We start from the raw sequence: 18491 nt of genomic DNA, 5'->3' as shown, positions 1-18491 counted from the left end.
GCATGAAAGAGCGTCTTGTATATTTTGTCAACGCGCCTGCATAATGTCGCCGCGTGTCAGCCGTCTGACAGCGGGGCGGCGCGAGGAGGTGCGCGGCCCCGGACCCTGGGAAAGGTCATCGCAGAATGAGCCACGCCCAGCGTTTGAGACAACGGATCGAAGACGAGATCGTCTCCGGCGAGCTTGCGCTCGGTTCGCGCCTCGACGAGAACCAGCTCGCGGCGCGGTTCGGGGTTTCCCGTACGCCGATCCGGGAAGCGCTGCTGCAACTGGCCGTTACCGGCCTCGTGCAGACCAAGCCCCGGCGGGGTGCGATCGTCAGCGCGCCCGAGCCTCATCTTCTGCTCGCCATGTTCGAGACCATGGCGGAGATCGAGGCGGCCTGCGGCCGGCTCGCGGCGCGACGCTTCGGGACCGACGACGCCGCGGCACTGCGTTCGGCCCTCGATGGCTGCCGGAGCGCCCTCGCGACGTCCGACACCGAGGCCTACTACGCCGAGAACTACGTGTTCCACCGGGTGGTGTACCGGGCGAGCCACAACGCGTTCCTGGCGGAACAGGCCCTCTCGCTGCATCGCCGGCTGGCGCCCTACCGCCGCCTGCAGCTGCGCGTCCGGCAGCGCCTCCCCCAGTCGCTGGCCGAGCACGAGGCGATCGTCGACGCCATCCTCGCCGGGGACGAGACCCGGGCCGCCGACGCGCTGCGCAGCCACGTGGTCGTGCAGGGCGACCGCTTCACCGACCTCGTGGCCGGCCTGCGCGCACCGAGCGCGGCCTGAGCGTCACGCCGTCCGATCCGGGCAGGCTTGGGAGATCCTGCAGTCTGGCAGACGGGAAGCGCGAGCCGCGTCTCAGGCGTTCTCCGCGTCTCCGTAATTCGCCGCGATCACCGATTTCTTCCCGCGGATGTGCTCGCGCATCAGCACGGCCAGGGCCGCGCCGTCGCGGGCGCGCAGCAGTTCGATCATCCGCTCGTGCTCGGCGACCGCGCGGGCCCATTGTTCCGGCGTCTGGTGGGCGGAGTAGCGCGAGCGTTGGATGCGGCCCGACAGGCTCTCGTAGATGTTCGCCAGGATCGTGTTGCGGCTCGCCGCCATGATGCCTTCGTGGATCCGGCGGTTGTGGCTGAAGTAGCCGGCCTCGTCGCCCGCCTTCCAGGCGCGCACCATCGCCTCGTGATCGACGAGGAGTGCGTCGATCTCGGCGTCGCTGATGGTCCGGCAGGCGAGATCTCCGGCGGTTGCCTCGAGACCGGCAATCACCTCCATCATCTCCTCAAGCTCGGTGTCCGAGATGCTGGCGACGCGCGCGCCCCGGTTCGGGAGCAGTTCGAGCAGGCCCTCCGTGGCGAGGATCTTGATCGCCTCGCGCAGCGGCGTGCGCGAGATGCCGAACCGCTCCGTCAGCTCACTCTCGTTGATCCGGGCCTTCGGTTCCATCTCGCCGGACCGGATCAGGTCACGCATCCGCTCCGCCACCTCGTCGTGCAGGTAGCGGCGGCTGATACCGATCCCGGGCTCGATCTTGTTCATGGTCCCCCGACACACGGCAGGTCGAATTGACCTGTGTCCCTTGTGTAGGTGTCCGGCAATTCAGTGTCGAGGCACGAGAGCTTGATCCAGAACGCGAGCCACATGTTCTGCGCGGAGGCCGAGCCCGTCATGAATCTGATGACGGCAGCTTGTCCCGTCGGCCACCACGAGATCGTCCGGGCCAGCGGCCCGAAGCGCCGGGAACAGAGACAGCTCCGCCATGGCGAAGGAGGTGTCGATCGATTCCGGCCGATACCCGAAGGCGCCCGCCATCCCGCAGCAACTCGATTCGATCACGCGGAGGTCGAGGCCCGGGACCGCCCGCAGCACGGTCTCCACCGATCCCATCAGGCCGAAGGATTTCTGGTGGCAATGGCCGTGCAGGTGGGCGACGCGTCCTTCCTGGTGTGCCAGGGGAAGCTCGATGCGCCCTGCGGAGAGATCGGTGGCCAAGAGTTCCTCGAACAGGACCGATTGCCGGGCGAGCAGGGCGGCGTCCTCACCCGGGAGCAGGGCGGAGAACTCGTCGCGGAAGGTGAGCAGGCAGGACGGCTCCAGGCCGACCACCCGCGCCCCGGCACGGACGAACGGCAGCAGCGTGTCGAGGGTGCGCTGCGCCTCCCGGCGCGCCCGGTCGGTCTGCCCGGAGGCGAGCCATGTCCGGCCGCAGCAGAGCGGCCGGCGACCGCGGGGCGGATCAACCCGGTGCAGGCGGTAGCCGGCGGCCCGCAACACGCGCTCGGCCGCCTCCAGGTTCTCGCGCTCGAAGGCGCGGTTGAAGGTGTCGCCGAACAGGATGACGTCGCGGAAATCCCCCGCGACATCGCCGGGATGGGCGGCCTCGCCCTGCTCCCGCCAAGGGCGCCGCCAGCGCGGCAGGGAGCGCCGCGCGGAGAGCCCGGCCATCCGCTCCGACAGGGCGGCGAGGGCAGGATACCGGTCGCGCAGGTTGAGGAGCGGCGCGAGCTTCGCGGCTGCGCCGGCATAGAGCGGCATCAGCGCGATCAGCCGCTCCCGCAGCGGCAGGCCGTGCCGGGCGTGATAATGGTGCAGAAACTCGATCTTCATCTTGGCCATGTCGACGCCCGTCGGGCACTCGCGGCGGCAGGCCTTGCAGGACACGCAGAGGTCGAGGGTCCGCTTCATCTCCGGGCTGGTGAAGGCGTCGGCACCGAGCTGACCCGAGATGGCGAGCCGCAGGGAGTTGGCCCGGCCTCGGGTGAGGTGCTGCTCCTCGCGGGTGGCGCGATAGGACGGGCACATCGCCCCGCCCGCGAGCTTCCGGCAGGTGCCGTTGTTGTTGCACATCTCCACGGCCGCGCCGAAGCCACCCCAATCCGACCAGTCGAGGGCGGTTTTCAGCGGCTGCGACGCGGCGTAGTCCGGCTTGAACCGGAACAGCTCGCGGTCGTCCATCCGGAGCGGGCGGACGATCTTGTTGGGATTGAGCCGGTTCTCGGGATCGAACTCGTCCTTCACCGTCTCGAAGGCGCGGGTCAGGATCGGGCCGAACAGAGGTTCGATGTATTCCGAGCGGGAGATCCCGTCGCCGTGCTCGCCGGAATAGGAGCCCTCGTAGCGGCGGACCAGCTCGGAGGTCTCCTCCGCGATCGCGCGCATGCGGCGGACGTCGTCGCCCACCTTCATGTTCAGGATCGGCCGGACATGGAGGCAGCCGACCGACGCGTGGGCGTACCACGTGCCGCGGGTGCCGTGCTTGGTGAAGACCTCGGTGACCGCGTCGGTGTAGTCGGCGAGGTGCTCCAGCGGCACCGCGCAATCCTCGATGAACGAGACGGGTTTCGCGTCGCCCTTCATCGACATCATGATGTTGAGGCAGGCCTCGCGCACCTCCCAGACCGACTTCTGCCGGGGTGGCTCCACCACCTCGACGACGGCATTCGGGTAGCCGTGGTCGGCCATGCAGGCGTCGAGGCGCTTCAGGTCGCGCTTCAGGGCTTCGAGGTCGTCGCCGGCGAATTCCGTCAGCAGCAGGCAGGTCGGCTTGCCGCGGGTGATGTCCGCCAGGGTCGTGCGGAACAGCGGGATATCGGCTCCGAGAACCAGCACGTTGTTGTCCACCAGTTCGACCGCCACCGGGTCCAGCGCGACGATGTGCTGCGTCGTCTCCATGGCGGCCCGGAAGGACGGGAAATGGCAGACGCCCATCACCCGGTGCTTCGGCAGCCGCGACAGCTTCAGGGTGACCGAGGTCGTTGCGGCGAGCGTCCCCTCGGAGCCGACCAGCAGATGGGCGAGGTTCGGCCGATCCTCGATCAGCGCGTCGAGATTGTAGCCGCCCACCCGCCGCTGCACCTTCGGATAGCGCGCCGCGATCTCGTCGCGATGGGTGTGGGCGAGGGCGCGCATGCGCTCCGCCAGGGCCTCGGCGCGGCTGGAGCCCGTGACGCCTGACGCGTCCCTGCCGACGAAGCCGAACGCGAAGGCCTCGCCGTCGGGCAGGAGCGCCTCCATCGCCACGACGTTGTCGCTCATCTTGCCGTAGCGCAGGGAGCGGGCGCCGCAGGAATTGTTGCCCGCCATGCCGCCGATGGTGCAGCGCGTCGCCGTCGAGGGCTCGACGGGGAAGAACCAGCCGTCCGCCTTCACCCGGGCGTTCAGCCGCTCCAGCACCATGCCGGGCTCGACCGTGATCGTACCGGCCTCCGAATCGTAGGCGAGCACACCGTTGAAGTGGCGCGAGCAGTCGACCACGAGGCCGGAGCCGATCGGCTGGCCGTTCTGCGAGGTGCCGCCGCCGCGCAGGATCACCGGCGCGCCGTGCTCGGCGGCGATCCGGAGGGTCGCGGCGATGTCGGCGGCCGAGCGCGGCAGAACCACGCCGGCCGGCATGATCTGGTAGATCGACGCATCAGTGCTGTAGCGTCCACGCGTGAAAGCGTCGAAGCGCGCTTCCCCCTGTAGCTGCTCCGCCAGCCGGCGTGCCAAGCCGGCGTCCAGACGCGCCGCTGCGCGCGGCGCCGGTGCGATCTGCGCCCTCGTTCCGTTCACGTCCGCATCCTCCCCCGGTGATCCGAGACCACCGGATGGGGATTGTATTCAAAATTCATTGAAACGGAAATCGCCCTCGGCGATCTGTGCGCTTGAGGCGCGGGACCGAGCGCGCTCAGTGGTTGTCCCGCGGCACGCCCGAGGTTTGCGCGACCTTCTGGAACTTGACCGCGCCCTTGAGCACCATTCCCTGATCAAGCTGATCCACCTGATCGCGGTAGATCTCCTGCCAGGGCGTCTGTGTGGCCGGGTAGGGGAAGCCGCCCCGTCCGGCCAGATCCGCCCGCCGCCGCTCCAGCTCCTCGGGCGGCAGCAGGATGTCGGCGCTGCGCCGATTCAGGTCGATGCGGATCCGGTCGCCGGTCTGCAGCAGCGCCAAGCCGCCGCCCGCCGCCGCCTCCGGCGAGGCGTTGAGGATGGCGGGCGTGCCGGAGGTGCCGGATTGCCGGCCGTCGCCGACGCAGGGCAGCGAGGTCACGCCGCGCCGGATCAGCGCGCCGGGCGGCTGCATGTTCACCACCTCGGCGGCGCCCGGATAGCCGATCGGCCCGGCGCCCCGCATGATCAGGATGGTGGTCTCGTCGATGTCGAGGGCCGGATCGTCGATGCGGGTGTGGTAGTCTTCCGGCCCGTCGAACACGACCACGCGGCCCTCGAACGCCATCGGGTCGGCGGGATTGCGCAGGTAGCGGGCGGCGAACTCCTCGGAGATCACGCAAGTCTTCATGATCGCCGAGTCGAACAGGCTGCCCTTGAGGTTGAGGAAGCCTGCGCGCTCCAGAAGCGGCTCCGCGTAGGCGCGGATCACGTCGCGGTTCCAGCTGTGCCGGCCGCTGTAGTTCTCGCCCACCGTGCGGCCGTTGCAGGTTAGCGCGCCGGTATGGACCTTTCCGGCCTCGATCAGCTCGGCGAACACGGCTGGGAGGCCGCCCGCGCGGAAATACTCCTCCCCGAGCCAGCGGCCGGCGGGCTGCATGTCGACGAGCAGCGGAATCTCGAACCCGACCTGCTCCCAGTCGTCGCAGTTGAGCGGCACACCGATATGCTTGGCGATGGCGTTGATGTGGATCGGCGCATTGGTCGAACCGCCGATGGCGGCGTTGGCCACGATGGCGTTTTCGAAGGCTTCGCGGGTGAGGATGTCGGACGGCTTCAGATCCTCCCAGACCATCTCGACGATCCGCTGGCCGGTGGCGTAGGCCGCCTGCCCCCGCTCGCGGTAAGGCGCGGGGATCGCGGCCGAGCCCGGCAGCGCGAGGCCCAGCGCCTCGGCCAGCGCGTTCATGGTGGAGGCCGTGCCCATCGTGTTGCAATGGCCGGTGGAGGGGGCCGACGAGCCGACGATGTCCATGAACTGCTGGAAGTCGATGTCGCCGGCGGCGTGGCGCTCGCGGGCCTTCCAGACGATCGTGCCCGAGCCGGTCAGCTCCTTGTGGAAGTAGCCGTTGAGCATCGGACCGACATTGAGCGAGATCGCCGGGATGTTCACGGTCGCGGCCGCCATCAGGCAGGCCGGCATGGTCTTGTCGCAACCGGTCAGGAGCACGACGCCGTCCAGCGGGTAGCCGTACAGCACCTCCACCAGCGACAGGTAGGCGAGGTTGCGGTCGAGGGATGCCGTCGGGCGCTTGCCGGTCTCCTGGATCGGATGGCACGGGAACTCGAAGGCGACCCCGCCGGCCGCCGTGATCCCCTCCCGGACCCGCTTGGCCAGCTCGATGTGATGGCGGTTGCAGGGCGAGAGGTCGGAGCCGGTCTGCGCGATGCCGATCAGCGGCTTACCCGAGCGCAGCTCCTCCGGCGTCAGCCCGTAGTTGAGGTAGCGCTCCAGGTAGAGCGCGGTCATGCCCGGATTGTGCGGGTTGTCGAACCACGCCTTCGAGCGCAGGTCGGCAGGCGAGACGCGGCGTTTGTCGCTCATGGTCGCTTCCTCACATCCTCGGGCCGTTGCTCTGGCCCTCGAGGCCCGCGCGCCAGCCGGTCACGCTGGGCGCAGCACCTTCTTGCTCTGCCTGATACCTACCCTGCCGCGATCTACTCCGCAGCATGATCCACGCGCGGTTGCGTTCAGGACAGCATCCGGGTGTCACCGTCGATGGAGATGGCCTGCCCCGAGATGGTCCGGCCACGGGGCGAGCAGAGCAGCAGGATCTGGTCGGCGAGCTGCCGGGCGGTTACGTATTCCTTGACCGACACGAACGAGAAGGCGCGCGCCTCCATCTCGGCGAAGCTGGTGCCCTGCTGCTGCGCCTTGGATTCGAGCACCCGCCGCTGGCGGTCGCCGGCGACGAGCCCTGGCAGGATGGCGTTCACCCGGATGCCGGCCCCGCCGAGCTCGATCGCCAGGGATTTGGTGAAGCCGATCACCCCCCACTTGGCCGCCGCGTAGGGGCTGCGCAGGGCGAAGCCGAACTTGCCGGCGGCCGACGACAGGTTGACGATCGAGGCGTTTGCGCTCTGGCGCAGGTGCGGCACGGCCAGCCGCGCGCAGTTGAACTGGCTCGTCAGGCAGACGGTCAGGCATCGATCCCACTCTTCGGGGGCGATCTCCTCGACCCGGCCGGTCGGCCCGGCGATGCCGGCGTTGTTGACCAGCACGTCGAGGCCGCCGAGGGCGTCGACCGCCTGAGTCATCATCGCCGTCACCGCGTCACGATCGGCCACGTCGGTGCGGCTGCGCCCCACGGCGGGCGGCAGCCCGGCCAGCGCCTCCGCGTCGATGTCGCAGGCGAAGACCTGCGCGCCTTCCTCAAGGAACGCGTCGACGATGCTGCGCCCGATGCCCGCGGCCCCCGCCGTCACCAGCACCCGCAGGCCGGCAATCCCGAGATCCATGCTCACTCCTCCCCAATTGTGTCGTGCAGGTCGCCGCGGGACACGATGAAGTCCGCAGCCTCGCGGATGTCGGCTGCGATGGCGGCCGCGGCCGCCGGACTGTCGCGGGCCTCGATGGCCGCCAGGGCCTCGGCGTGCCGACGCAGGGCGAAGCCCTGGCGTAGCCGCTCCGGGCAGGCGCGCAGGTCCAGGTTGATCACCGGGCCCGCCTTCAGCCACAGCCGGGCGATGATCTCCAGGAGGGGCGCGAGCCCGCAGGCGCCGTAGATCGCGAAGTGCAGATCGCGGTTGAGCTGAACTGCGCGGGCCAGGTCGGGCTGGACGGTCCCGGCCTCCGTCCGGAAAGCCGCTTCGGCCCTCCGGATCGCCCCCAGATCTTCGGCGGTCCTGCGTTCCGCTGCGCGGGCAGCGGCGATTCCCTCGACTGCGATGCGCGTCTCGGCGAGCGCCCGGAAGGCCGCGGCGGACATGATCGGCACGCGGATGATCCGCGCCGGGGCGACTTCCAGCACGCCCTCGGCCACGAGCCGGCTCACGGCCTCGCGGACCGGCATAACGGACACGCCGAACGCCGCCGCGCTCCGCCGCAGCGACAGCCGGTCGCCCGGCGCCAGCCGCCCGGAGGCAAGAAGATCCGCGAGCGCCGCGTAGGCGGTCCCCGACAGAGTGTGCCTCTCCAGTTGCGGAAGGTCGGCGAGGGCCGGCACGACGGTCATGCGCCAGACTAGACGCAACCGGGTCCCAGACGCTAGTGATCTGTGATCACAGCTGGCGAGACCGGCCGCCGATGCGAGGCGGACCGGCCGGCGGAACCGTGGGAGGGCGATCTTGACCGAGAGCGTCGCGGTCATTGGCGCCGGTCTGATCGGCCGGGCCTGGGCGATGATCTTCGCCCGCGCGGGCTGGACCGTCCGGCTGTTCGATGCCGCCGCGGGTGTCGCCGAGGCCGCGATCCCGCTCTGCGACGCGGGGCTGCGGACCCTGGCGGAGCATGGTCTCTGTCCTGATCCGGAGAGCGCCGCGGGCCGGATCGTGGCCGTGGGGAGCCTCGGCACATGCCTCGACGGCGTCACCTTCGTCCAGGAGAACGGACCGGAGCGACTCGACATCAAGCGGGCGCTCTTCGCCCAGCTCGATGCCCATGCCCCGCGGAATGCCGTGATCGCCTCGTCCTCGTCGGCGATCCGCTGCTCCCTGTTCACGGAAGATCTGCCGGGCCGCAGCCGCTGCCTGATCGGCCATCCGGTGAATCCGCCGCACCTGATCCCGCTGGTGGAGATTTCCGGTGCGCCCTGGACCACGCCGGAGGCTCTCGCCCGGGCGCGGGCGGTCTACGAGCAGATCGGCCAAGTGCCGATCACGGTGCTGAAGGAGGTCGAGGGCTTCATCCTCAACCGGCTGCAGGGGGCGCTGCTGGCGGAGGCGTTCCGCCTGGCGTCCGAGGGCTACGTGACCCCGCAGGATCTCGACAGGACCGTCTCCGACGGCCTCGGCCTGCGCTGGAGCTTCATGGGGCCGTTCGAGACCATCGCGCTGAACGCGCCGGGGGGCATCGCCGATTACTGCGCGCGCTACACCGCCTTTTACAAGCGCCTCGCGGCCGATCCCCCATCCCCTGCGGTCTACGAGGCGCCGGCCGTCGAGACCATCCTGGCGCAATGGCCGGCGCCCGACGACCTGCCCGCCCGCATGAACCGCCGCGACGCGCGGCTCGCCGCGCTGCGGGCCCACAAGGCTTCACACAAGGATTGAGCATGGCCTCCCAGCGGAAAGTCATCATCACCTGCGCGGTCACCGGCGCGATCCACACGCCGAGCATGTCACCGCATCTGCCCGTGACGCCGGAAGAGATCGCCGATGCCGCCATCGGCGCGGCGGAGGCGGGCGCGGCCATCGTGCACCTGCACGCCCGCAACCCCGAGACCGGCCAGCCGGACCAATCGCCGGAGGCGTTCGCGAAATTCCTGCCGGTGATCAAGCAGCGCTCGTCCTGCGTGGTGAACCTCACCACCGGCGGCGCCCCGACCATGTCGATCGAGGAGCGGGTCCGCCCGGCCGCGACCTTCCAGCCGGAGGTGGCCTCGCTGAACCTCGGCTCGATGAATTTCGGCCTGTTCGGCATGCTCGACCGCTTCAAGGACCTGAAGCACCAGTGGGAGCGCGACTACCTCGGCAACAAGGACATCATCTTCCGCAACACTTTCGGGCAGATCGAGCACATTCTGACCACCTGCGGGCCGAACGGCACGAGGTTCGAGTTCGAGTGCTATGACACTGCCCATCTCTACAACCTGAAATACTTTTTCGACCGCGGCCTCGTTCAGGCACCGCTGTTCATCCAGACGGTCTTCGGCCTGCAGGGCGGCATCGGCGCGCATCCCGACGACGTGATGCACATGAAGCGCACCGCCGACCGGCTGTTCGGCGACCAGTACCGCTGGTCCGTGCTGGGGGCGGGCCGAAACCAGATGAACATCGCCGCCATGGCGGCCGCGATGGGCGGCAACGTCCGGGTCGGGCTGGAGGACAGCCTGTGGGACGGGCCCGGCAAGTTGGCCGAGACCAACGCCGCGCAGGTGCGCCGCGTTCGGTCGATCATCGAGGGGCTGGGGCTGTCAGTCGCCTCGCCTGACGAAGCGCGCGAGATGCTGGCGTTGAAAGGTGGCGACAAGGTCGCGTTCTAAGCGAAGCCCGGCGTTCCGCGACATCGTGCGCCGAGGACTGACCCGCCCCGCACGCGTCGGCCGGGTCCGGCCGACGGATCGGTTGCGGCGGACCCTGGAAAGCGCGCCTCTGTGCGCGCGCAGCGAAGCAACCCAGGGCAGCGGGACATTCGTGAGCGTGGCGCTTCTGGAGTGCTTCGCGACGCTCGCAAGGACGGATGGGCCGTCCGGCATGCCCCTCACGGCTGGCCGAAGACCTGCTCCAGATCTGCCAGACCGAGCCCGTCGATCTCCAAGATCTTCAGCCGGCTCTGGTCCCCCGACACGATCCGGACCGACCCTCGGCTTACCTTCAACGCCTTGGCGATCAGCACCACGAGCGCCGCGTTTGCCGCCCCATCCATCGGCGCCGCGGAGACGCGGGCCTTCAGGAAGGGCTGGCCCTTCTCGTCCCGCGCCCAGCCCTCCACGGCGTCGCGGCCGCCGCGCGGCGTCAGGCGCACCGCCAGCCGGATCGCCACGGCGAGACCGTCAGAAGATCTTGCCGGGGTTCAGCCGGTTCTCCGGATCGAGCGCCCGCTTGACCAGCCGCATCGCGGCGATCTCCTCCGGCGAGCGCGACAGCTTCAGCTTGGCACGCTTCTCCAGGCCGATCCCGTGCTCGGCCGAGACCGAGCCGTTCAGCGCCGCCAGGGGCTCGTAGATCGCCGCATCGATCGCGGCATTGCCGGCCGCGTCGAGGCGGGTGGTGTTCCAGTGCAGGTTGTTATCGCCGATATGTCCGTACACGACGGCGCGGCAGCCGGGGATCGCGGCGAGCCGGTCCAGGGCCCCGCGGACATAGCCGTCCATGCGCGACAGCGGCACGCTGACGTCGAAGGCCCGCTCGATCCCGTCGGCGTTGAGGTGCTCGACCCGGTCGCGGATCCGCCACATGCCCCGACGCTGCTCCTCCGAGGAGGCCACGGCGGCGTCGAGGATCGTGCCGTCGCCCATCAGGCCCTCCAGCAGGCCGAGGAAGCGGTCCGACTCCTCGGTCACGCACTCGACCTCGATGATGGCGTAGAACGGGTAATCGGGGCCGAGCGGCCGGGTGGCGCGCCCCGGCGCCGTCATGAGCCGGTAGAAATCGGGCCACAGCCCTTCGAAGGAAGAGACGCGCCCCTGGAAGGCGCTCTGCGCCGCCCGCAGCACCCGCGCGCCGTCATCCACCCCCGGGCAGGCGATCAGCGCGGTGGCGTAACCCGCGGGCTCCGGGCGTAGGCGCAGAACCGCCCGCGTGACGATGCCCAGCGTGCCTTCGGTGCCGACGAAGAGCTGCTTCAGGTCGAGGCCGGTGTTGTTCTTGATCAGCGGGCGCATGGACGACACCACCGTGCCGTCGGCGAGTACCGCCTCCAGGCCCAGCACCATCTCGCGCATCATGCCGTAGCGGAGCACCCGAAGGCCGCCGGCGTTGGTGGAGATCGCGCCGCCGATCGTCGCGGAGCCGCGGGCGCCGAGGTCGAGGGGGAAGAACAGGCCGCTTGCGGCGGCCGCGTCCTGCACGCTCTCGAGGGTGGCGCCCGTGCCGACCACCACCGTCATGCCGAGCGGATCCACCGGCTCGATGCCGGTCATGCGCTCCGTGGACAGGGTGATCTCGTCCGGCGCGCAGAGCGTGCCGTCGACGAGGCCGGTGGCGCCGCCCCGCGGCACCACCGCGACGCCGGCCGCGTGGCAGGCCGTCATCACGGCGCTCGTTTCTGCGGTGCTGCGCGGGCGGACCAGTGCCAGGGCGGCGCAGGGCTCGGTCGGGCGGGTCCAGTTCGCCGACCGGCCGCGCAGCTCGTCGCCGGTGACGAGGCCGGTCGGTCCGACGATCGCGGTCAGGCGGTCGAGGAGGGCGGCAGAGGTCATCGGCATCATCTCGGAGGGATCAGGCATTGTCACGGTATACGACAGCATCTCCACCTTCGCGGAACAAGACGTGCTCACACCGTCGGCGGCAGTGTGCTGCTCCGCCCGTGCTCGCACCGTCATTCCAGGGCGCCGAAGGCGAACCCGGAATCTGGAGCCGCGGCCGGTGCAAGGCTTGGCGCATCGGCGGCTCTGGATCCAGGCTCCGCTGTGGCCCGGGATGACGGTGCGGGGGATGGAAGATCAGCGTGTCCTCTGCTGAGACGCAGGGCATCCCAACCGCGGCACCCGGATGTCATGGACCGTGGGTCTTCGAGTCGAGCAACTCTCGACCCGACGCTCTGTCACAGAAGTCCGCGCGCCGCGAGGTTGCGCATCAGTGCGCGCGCACCGAACGTCCAGGGCTCGCAGGCGTCGCACGGACGCATGCGGTTGACGAGGCTTCCGAGTTCCGGGCTCGCCACCACGACCCGGTCATTGTCGGCATGGGTGAAGCCGAGGCCCGGCCCGTGGCGGTCCTGGATCGGCGCGAACATCGTGCCGAGGAGAAGGAGAGCGCCGTCCGGATAATTGTGCGTGCGCCCCATCAGCGCGTCGGCAAGCTCCTCCGGGTCGCGGCTGATCTCGGCGAGCGGCGATGTGCCCTCGAGCCGGAAGCCGTCCGTCCCGGTCACCTCGAGGGTGACGGTCGTGCGACGGACATCGTCGAGGCCGAACGTGTCGTCGAACAGGCGCAGGAACGGCCCGAGGGCGCAGGAGGCGTTGTTGTCCTTGGCCTTGCCGAGCAGCAGCGCCGAGCGGCCCTCGAAATCCCGCAGGTTCACGTCGTTGGCGAGCGTCGCGCCGACGATGCGCTGGTCGGAGGCGACGGCGAGCGCCACCTCGGGCTCCGGGTTGTTCCAGTGCGAATCCGGATGGAGGCCCGCATCCGCCCCGCAGCCCACCGCGGAGAGCGGCTGCGCCTTGGTGAAGATCTCGGCATCCGGGCCAATGCCGACCTCCAGGTACTGGCTCCAGGCCCCCTGCGCGACCAGCACCTCCTTCAGGGCCATCGCCTCGGGCGAGCCGGGCTTCAGCCGGCGCAGGTCGCGGCCGACGAGGCGCTCGACCTCCGCGCGGATCGCCGCCGCGGCGGCGAGGTCGCCCCGGGCGCGCTCCTCGATCACGCGCTCCAGCATGGAGGTGGCGAAGGTGACGCCCGCCGCCTTGAGAGCCTGGAGGTCGACCGGCGCGAGGAGCCACGGGCGGCCTGCGTCACGTCCGTCGGGCGGCGTGTTGGCCAGGATCGCGTCGAGGCTTCCGAGATCCACGCCGTCCGCGCCGCGCAGGGCGGCTCCGGGATCGCGCGACTCGCAGAGGTCACTCACCGTGGGAAAGGTGGCGGTGACGTCGACGACCCGGGCCTCGCCTGCCGCATCGTCCCGGATCGCCACGACGCTCGGGCCGGACACGTCCGGCCGCCACAGTCTTCCGGCGAGAGCTCCCCGGCATCCATCGGCGGGCAGGATGTCCCGCGCGGTCAGGCCCGATGACGACATGCGCTCACTTCCCTCGAACATAAGCCCGCGAATCGTCCCTCCGGCCTCGCGACCGGAGCGCGGTCCCTTAGCATCGCGCGTCGTCCTTAGAGCGCCTAACAGAACCGTTTGATCTGCTTGAGGGTGATGAGGCTCGCGGCCAGGGTTGTGAAGGCCTCGTAGATGTCGCCGCGCCGCTCGTAGCGGATGGGCAGGCGGCGGAAGCGGTTGANGGACGCGGCCGGGGCGGCGGAAGAAGCGGGGCGATCTCAGTCCACAGATCGTTGGGAAGAAGGGGGCGAGCCATCCCAGCCAACGCCCGACCACACGATCCGTGCCCGTTCTGTTAGGCGCTCTTAATCCCACCAGCTTGTTTCACCGGAACGGCCTCGTCACCCGCCCGTCACGCATAGCCTGACAGATGGTAGATTATCTGCAGCTTTGCCGTGGCGGCCGCTTGCTTTCTACCACACGCTCCTTTGTACTCATCGTCTAGAGCCGCCGACAGAGCGGCCTTGTTCGGGAGGAAGCATGGCCTCGGTGGGAATCCGCGAGGTTCGCAAGGCTTTCGGATCGACGAACGTCCTGCACGGCGTGTCCGTGGACATACGGGACGGCGAGTTCGTGATCCTGGTCGGCCCATCGGGCTGCGGGAAGTCGACACTTTTGCGGATGATCGCCGGCCTGGAAAACATCTCCGGCGGCGAGATCCGCATTGGCGAGCGAGTCGTGAACGATGTGCCGCCGAAGGAGCGGGACATCGCGATGGTGTTCCAGAATTACGCGCTCTACCCGCACCTGACGGTCCGCGAGAACATGGCCTTCTCGATGCGAATCCGGAAGGCGCCGGCCTCTGAGATCGACCTGCGCGTCAACAAGGCCGCGCAAATCCTCGGCCTGACCCATCTCCTCGACCGCTACCCGCGCCAGCTCTCCGGCGGCCAGCGTCAGCGCGTCGCCATGGGCCGGGCGATCGTGCGCGATCCGCAGGTCTTCCTGTTCGACGAGCCGCTGTCGAACCTCGACGCCAAGCTGCGCGTGGCCATGCGCACCGAGATCAAGGAACTGCACCAGCGACTGAAGACCACGACGATCTACGTGACCCACGACCAGATCGAGGCCATGACCATGGCCGACCGGATCGTGGTGATGCACGATGGCATCGTCGAGCAGATCGGGCCGCCGCTCGAACTCTACGACCGGCCGGACAACCTGTTCGTCGCGGGCTTCATCGGCTCGCCGGCCATGAACTTCATACCCGGCAAGATCAGGGCGAACGGGCGCCTTGCCTTCGTCACCGAGACCGGCCTGACGATCCCGCTGGCCGAGGCGCCGGCCTCCGTCGAGGGGCGGCCCCTCATCCTGGGGGTCCGGCCCGAGCATTTCGACGTCGCGCCCGACGGGATCGCCGCCGAGGTCGTGGTCGTGGAGCCGACCGGATCCGAGACCATGCTGGCGGTGCGGGCGGTGGGCCAGGACCTCACCTGCGTGCTGCGCGAGCGCGTGCGCGAGCGGCCGGGCGAGACGATCTCGCTGCGGCCGAACCGCGTCCACTTCTTCGACGCCGAGTCCGGCCGTCGCCTGCCGAGCTGATCCGCATCCGCGCGGTACGCCCGCGCCCACGAACGAGAATCACCGAGGGAGTAGCCTACGATGTCCGTACTCGACCGCCGTTCCCTCCTGGCGGGTGCCGCCGCGACCGGCCTCGCGGCCGGCGGCGACCTCCTGGGCTTCGCCAAGGCTTGGGCGCAGAGCACCGAGTGGAAGCCCGAGCCGGGAGCGAGCCTGTCGCTGCTGCGCTGGAAGCGCTTCGTCCCGAGCGAGGACGACGCGTTCATGAAGATGGTCGAGGCCTTCACCAAGGCGACCGGTGTCAAGGTGACGGTGAGCAACGAGTCGTTCGACGACATCCAGCCCAAGGCCTCGGTGGCGGCCAATACGGGCCAGGGCCCCGACATGGTCTGGGGCCTGTTCTCGTTCCCGGCGCTGTTCCCCGACAAGTGCCTGCCGCTGGAGGACGTGGCGGAATCACTCGGCAAGAAGTACGGGCCGTGGTTCCCGTCCGCCGAGGCCTACGGCAAGGTCAAGGGCAAGTGGATCGCGATTCCGGTCGCCTTCAACGGCGGTTACCCCAACTACCGCATCTCGGCCATGAAGAAGGCGGGTTTCGACAAGTTCCCGACCGACACGGCGGGCTTCCTCGAACTCTGCCGGGGCCTGAAGAAGAACAACACGCCCGCCGGCTTCGCCCTCGGCCACGCCACGGGCGACGGCAACACGTGGTGCCACTGGGCGCTCTGGTCCCACGGCGGCAACCTCGTGGATGCCAACGAGAAGATCGTCATCAACTCGCCGGAGACGGCCAAGGCGCTCGAATACGTCAAGTCCCTCTACGAGACCTTCGTGCCCGGCACGGTCTCGTGGAACGACTCGTCGAACAACAAGGCCTTCCTGGCGGGCGACCTGTATCTCACCAACAACGGCATCTCGATCTACGCGGCGGCCAAGAAGGACAACCCGAAGCTCGCCGAGGACATGGATCACGCCGTCTGGCCGATCGGCCCGGCCGGCAAGCCCACCGAGTTCCAGCTCGCCTTCCCGATCCTGGCCTTCAAATACTCGAAGGCGCCCAACGCCTGTAAGGCGTTCATCGCCTTCATGATGGAGGCGGCCAACTACAATCCGTGGCTCGAGGCGGCGCAGGGCTACCTGTGCGAGCCGCTGTCGAACTATCCCAAGAACCCGATCTGGACGAGCGACCCGAAGAACGCGGTCTTCGCCGAAGCAGGCCGGCGCTCCCTCGCGGCCGGCGGGCTGGCGCCGGTCAGCGAGCGCATCGCCGCGGTGCTGGCCGACTTCGTGATCGTCGACATGTTCGCGAGCCACTGCACGGGGCGCGAGGACGTGAAGGGCGCGATCAAGAACGCCGAGCGCGCCGCCACGCGCATCTTCAGGAACACCTGAGCCGGAAGCGGAGCCGAGACCATGGCGCACACGGCCCTGACACAGCCCGCCCCGGTCGCGGTTCCGACCCGCTCGGCCTGGCAGCGCATGCGCGCGAGCCGCGGTTGGGCGGGCTTCTGGTTCATGCTGCCCACCGCGCTGATCCTCGGCCTGTTCCTGGCCTACCCGCTGCTGAAGGGCATCTGGCTGTCCTTCACCAACGCGCGGATCGGGCGCGAGGGCGTGTTCATCGGCCTGGAGAACTACGAGTGGCTGTGGGACGACGACGTCTTCTGGCTCTCGGTGTTCAACACCTGCCTGTACACGGTGGTCGCCTCCGTGGTGAAGTTCGGGGTCGGCCTCTACCTCGCGCTGTTGCTCAACAAGAACATGCCGTTCAAGTCGATCATCCGGTCGATCGTGCTGATTCCGTTCGTGGTGCCGACCGTGCTCTCGGCAATCGCCTTCTGGTGGATCTTCGACAGCCAGTTCTCGATCATCTCGTGGTCGTTGCGCCATCTCGGGATCATCGACGGCAACATCGACTTCTTGGGCGAACCGGCGATGGCCCGGGCCTGCGTGATCTTCGCCAATATCTGGCGCGGCGTGCCGTTCATCGCCATCACGCTGCTCGCCGGCCTCCAGACGGTCTCGCCCTCCCTCTACGAAGCGGCGACGCTCGATGGTGCCTCCAACTGGCAGATCTTCTCGCGGATCACCCTGCCGCTGCTGACGCCGATCATCGCCGTGGTGATGACCTTCTCGGTGCTGTTCACCTTCACGGATTTCCAGCTGATCTGGGCCATGACCCGGGGCGGCCCTGTGAACGCCACCCACTTGATGGCGACTCTCTCGTATCAGCGCGGCATCCTTTCCGGGACGCTGGGGGAGGGCGCCGCCATCGCCACCGCCATGGTGCCGTTCCTGCTCGCCGCCATCGGCATCTCGTGGTTTGGCCTGCAGCGCCGCGCCTGGCAGGCCGGGGAGTCCGACCGATGAGCGCCCCCGCACCGCCCGCCCACGCCGATCCCTTGCGCACGCCGGTCATGGCGGCGCAGCCGGCAGGGATCACCGACAATTCCGAGGGCATGGCCTATCTCGAGCGCCTGCCGCGGCGGCTTGTGACCACCTACCTGCCGCTGCTCGTGATCCTCGCGGTCCTGCTGTTCCCGTTCTACTGGATGGCGCTCACCGCCATCAAACCGGACGAGCAACTGATCGACATGGAGCGGTTCAACCCGTTCTGGGTCGTGGATCCGACATTCAAGCACATCCACAAGCTGCTGTTCGAGACGCAGTATCCGCGCTGGCTCTGGAACACGATGTACGTGTCGGTGGCCGCGACCGTGCTGTCGCTGTTCGCCAGCGTGCTCGCCGCGTACGCCTGCGTGCGGGTGCGCTACCGTGGCGCCGGCTGGGTCGGTGCGGCGATCTTCCTGGCCTATCTTGTGCCCCCCTCGATCCTGTTCATCCCGCTTGCCACGATCGTGCAGGCCTACGGCCTGTTCGACTCGCCGATCGCGCTGATCCTCGCCTACCCGACCATCCTGATCCCGTTCTCGACCTGGCTCCTGATGGGCTACTTCAAGACTATTCCCTACGAGCTGGAGGAATGCGCGCTGATGGACGGCGCGAGCCGCTGGCAAATCCTCACCAAGATCATCCTGCCGCTCGCCTTCCCCGGCCTGATCTCGGCGGGGATTTTCTCGCTGACGCTGTGCTGGAACGAGTTCATCTACGCGCTGACCTTCCTGTCCTCGACGCAGAACAAGACGGTGCCGATCGCCGTGGTCAGCGAATTCGTGGACGGCGACGTCTACAAGTGGGGCTCGCTGATGGCGGGGGCGCTCCTCGGCTCGCTGCCGCTCGTGATCCTCTACTCGTTCTTCGTCGAGTACTACGTCTCCGCGCTGACCGGCGCCGTGAAGGAGTGACGGAGACGGGCTCGACCTTGGCGTAAATGCGGGCGCAGGGTTAGCGACCGCCTATGAACCGACATCGCAGGGCGGGGCACTGCGGCATCGGTTCGCTCGGGCGCACCATCGGCCGCCGTTGCCCGTGTGCTCCGAGTGTGCGGCAATGCCAGCGCC

At 68.9% G+C, this 18491-nt stretch carries 15 protein-coding genes and 1 pseudogene; 7 read left to right on the top strand and 9 right to left on the bottom strand.

What is annotated here, in order from left to right; all coding sequences use genetic code 11:
• Positions 1-125 precede the first annotated feature (125 nt).
• On the top strand, positions 126-779 hold the full coding sequence (locus tag MMSR116_RS00130; RefSeq protein ID WP_158168408.1) for a GntR family transcriptional regulator: 654 nt from the start codon (positions 126-128) through the stop codon (positions 777-779).
• Between the two features lie 72 nt (positions 780-851).
• Here the strand turns inward: MMSR116_RS00130 and MMSR116_RS00125 are convergent, their stop codons facing one another.
• The 5 genes from MMSR116_RS00125 to MMSR116_RS00105 all read right to left on the bottom strand — a co-directional run bounded on the left by MMSR116_RS00125 (position 852) and on the right by MMSR116_RS00105 (position 8095).
• A complete protein-coding gene (locus MMSR116_RS00125; protein WP_158168406.1) occupies positions 852-1532 on the bottom strand; it encodes a GntR family transcriptional regulator in 681 nt (226 codons plus the stop codon).
• A gap of 60 nt (positions 1533-1592) precedes the next feature.
• A complete protein-coding gene (locus MMSR116_RS00120; protein WP_158168404.1) occupies positions 1593-4544 on the bottom strand; it encodes an FAD-binding and (Fe-S)-binding domain-containing protein in 2952 nt (983 codons plus the stop codon).
• A 115-nt stretch (positions 4545-4659) separates the two neighbouring features.
• A complete protein-coding gene (locus MMSR116_RS00115) occupies positions 4660-6465 on the bottom strand; it encodes an IlvD/Edd family dehydratase (RefSeq protein WP_158168402.1) in 1806 nt (601 codons plus the stop codon).
• 146 nt (positions 6466-6611) lie between these two features.
• On the bottom strand, positions 6612-7379 hold the full coding sequence (locus MMSR116_RS00110; protein ID WP_158168400.1) for an SDR family oxidoreductase: 768 nt from the start codon (positions 7377-7379) through the stop codon (positions 6612-6614).
• 2 nt (positions 7380-7381) lie between these two features.
• Entirely contained in the window at positions 7382-8095 is a 714-nt protein-coding gene (locus MMSR116_RS00105) for a GntR family transcriptional regulator (protein WP_158168398.1), read from the bottom strand.
• Positions 8096-8207: 112 nt separating this feature from the next.
• Here MMSR116_RS00105 and MMSR116_RS00100 point away from each other — a divergent pair, with 112 nt between their 5' ends.
• The gene (locus MMSR116_RS00100; protein ID WP_158168396.1) at positions 8208-9131 is read left to right on the top strand and encodes a 3-hydroxyacyl-CoA dehydrogenase; all 924 of its coding nucleotides are present in this window, start codon (positions 8208-8210) and stop codon (positions 9129-9131) included.
• 2 nt (positions 9132-9133) lie between these two features.
• Positions 9134-10063, top strand: coding sequence for a 3-keto-5-aminohexanoate cleavage protein (locus tag MMSR116_RS00095; protein ID WP_158168394.1), 930 nt, complete (start codon positions 9134-9136; stop codon positions 10061-10063).
• A 218-nt stretch (positions 10064-10281) separates the two neighbouring features.
• Here MMSR116_RS00095 and MMSR116_RS00090 read toward each other — a convergent pair whose 3' ends face one another.
• From MMSR116_RS00090 to MMSR116_RS31245, 4 genes and pseudogenes are all read right to left on the bottom strand, one after another.
• Positions 10282-10563 carry a DUF167 family protein gene (locus MMSR116_RS00090; protein WP_158168392.1) on the bottom strand — a complete coding sequence of 94 codons (282 nt, stop codon included), beginning with the start codon at positions 10561-10563 and terminating at the stop codon, positions 10282-10284.
• A gap of 10 nt (positions 10564-10573) precedes the next feature.
• Complete coding sequence (locus MMSR116_RS00085; RefSeq protein WP_244625579.1) at positions 10574-11941, bottom strand: FAD-binding oxidoreductase; 1368 nt, start codon at positions 11939-11941, stop codon at positions 10574-10576.
• Between the two features lie 344 nt (positions 11942-12285).
• A complete protein-coding gene (locus MMSR116_RS00080) occupies positions 12286-13479 on the bottom strand; it encodes a fumarylacetoacetate hydrolase family protein (protein ID WP_158168390.1) in 1194 nt (397 codons plus the stop codon).
• Between the two features lie 95 nt (positions 13480-13574).
• Positions 13575-13688, bottom strand: a pseudogene (locus tag MMSR116_RS31245) (IS5/IS1182 family transposase); the annotation flags it as partial.
• Positions 13689-13989: 301 nt separating this feature from the next.
• Here MMSR116_RS31245 and MMSR116_RS00075 point away from each other — a divergent pair.
• The 4 genes from MMSR116_RS00075 to MMSR116_RS00060 are packed head-to-tail and all read left to right on the top strand — an operon-like array spanning position 13990 to position 18335.
• Entirely contained in the window at positions 13990-15051 is a 1062-nt protein-coding gene (locus MMSR116_RS00075; protein WP_158168388.1) for an ABC transporter ATP-binding protein, read from the top strand.
• A gap of 60 nt (positions 15052-15111) precedes the next feature.
• Positions 15112-16422, top strand: a complete 1311-nt coding sequence (locus tag MMSR116_RS00070; RefSeq protein ID WP_158168386.1) for an ABC transporter substrate-binding protein — start codon at positions 15112-15114, stop codon at positions 16420-16422.
• 21 nt (positions 16423-16443) lie between these two features.
• Entirely contained in the window at positions 16444-17400 is a 957-nt protein-coding gene (locus MMSR116_RS00065) for a carbohydrate ABC transporter permease (protein ID WP_158168384.1), read from the top strand.
• Positions 17401-17447: 47 nt separating this feature from the next.
• Positions 17448-18335, top strand: coding sequence for a carbohydrate ABC transporter permease (locus tag MMSR116_RS00060; protein WP_158169364.1), 888 nt, complete (start codon positions 17448-17450; stop codon positions 18333-18335).
• The last annotated feature ends 156 nt before the right edge of the window (positions 18336-18491 follow it).

The organism is Methylobacterium mesophilicum SR1.6/6 (genome assembly GCF_000364445.2).
Lineage (GTDB): Bacteria > Pseudomonadota > Alphaproteobacteria > Rhizobiales > Beijerinckiaceae > Methylobacterium > Methylobacterium mesophilicum_A.
The sequence above is the reverse complement of the archived record's forward strand: the minus strand, read 5'-3'. Positions and strand labels throughout refer to the sequence as shown.

Excerpts from the sequence above, each read along its gene's own strand:
- MMSR116_RS00130 (WP_158168408.1), top strand. The coding sequence starts at position 126 with ATGAGCCACGCCCAGCGTTTGAGACAACGGATCGAAGACGAGATCGTC.
- MMSR116_RS00125 (WP_158168406.1), bottom strand. The coding sequence starts at position 1,532 with ATGAACAAGATCGAGCCCGGGATCGGTATCAGCCGCCGCTACCTGCAC.
- MMSR116_RS00115 (WP_158168402.1), bottom strand. The coding sequence starts at position 6,465 with ATGAGCGACAAACGCCGCGTCTCGCCTGCCGACCTGCGCTCGAAGGCG.
- MMSR116_RS00110 (WP_158168400.1), bottom strand. The coding sequence starts at position 7,379 with ATGGATCTCGGGATTGCCGGCCTGCGGGTGCTGGTGACGGCGGGGGCC.
- MMSR116_RS00105 (WP_158168398.1), bottom strand. The coding sequence starts at position 8,095 with ATGACCGTCGTGCCGGCCCTCGCCGACCTTCCGCAACTGGAGAGGCAC.
- MMSR116_RS00095 (WP_158168394.1), top strand. The coding sequence starts at position 9,134 with ATGGCCTCCCAGCGGAAAGTCATCATCACCTGCGCGGTCACCGGCGCG.
- MMSR116_RS00085 (WP_244625579.1), bottom strand. The coding sequence starts at position 11,941 with ATGACCTCTGCCGCCCTCCTCGACCGCCTGACCGCGATCGTCGGACCG.
- MMSR116_RS00080 (WP_158168390.1), bottom strand. The coding sequence starts at position 13,479 with ATGTCGTCATCGGGCCTGACCGCGCGGGACATCCTGCCCGCCGATGGA.
- MMSR116_RS00075 (WP_158168388.1), top strand. The coding sequence starts at position 13,990 with ATGGCCTCGGTGGGAATCCGCGAGGTTCGCAAGGCTTTCGGATCGACG.
- MMSR116_RS00070 (WP_158168386.1), top strand. The coding sequence starts at position 15,112 with ATGTCCGTACTCGACCGCCGTTCCCTCCTGGCGGGTGCCGCCGCGACC.
- MMSR116_RS00065 (WP_158168384.1), top strand. The coding sequence starts at position 16,444 with ATGGCGCACACGGCCCTGACACAGCCCGCCCCGGTCGCGGTTCCGACC.
- MMSR116_RS00060 (WP_158169364.1), top strand. The coding sequence starts at position 17,448 with ATGGCGGCGCAGCCGGCAGGGATCACCGACAATTCCGAGGGCATGGCC.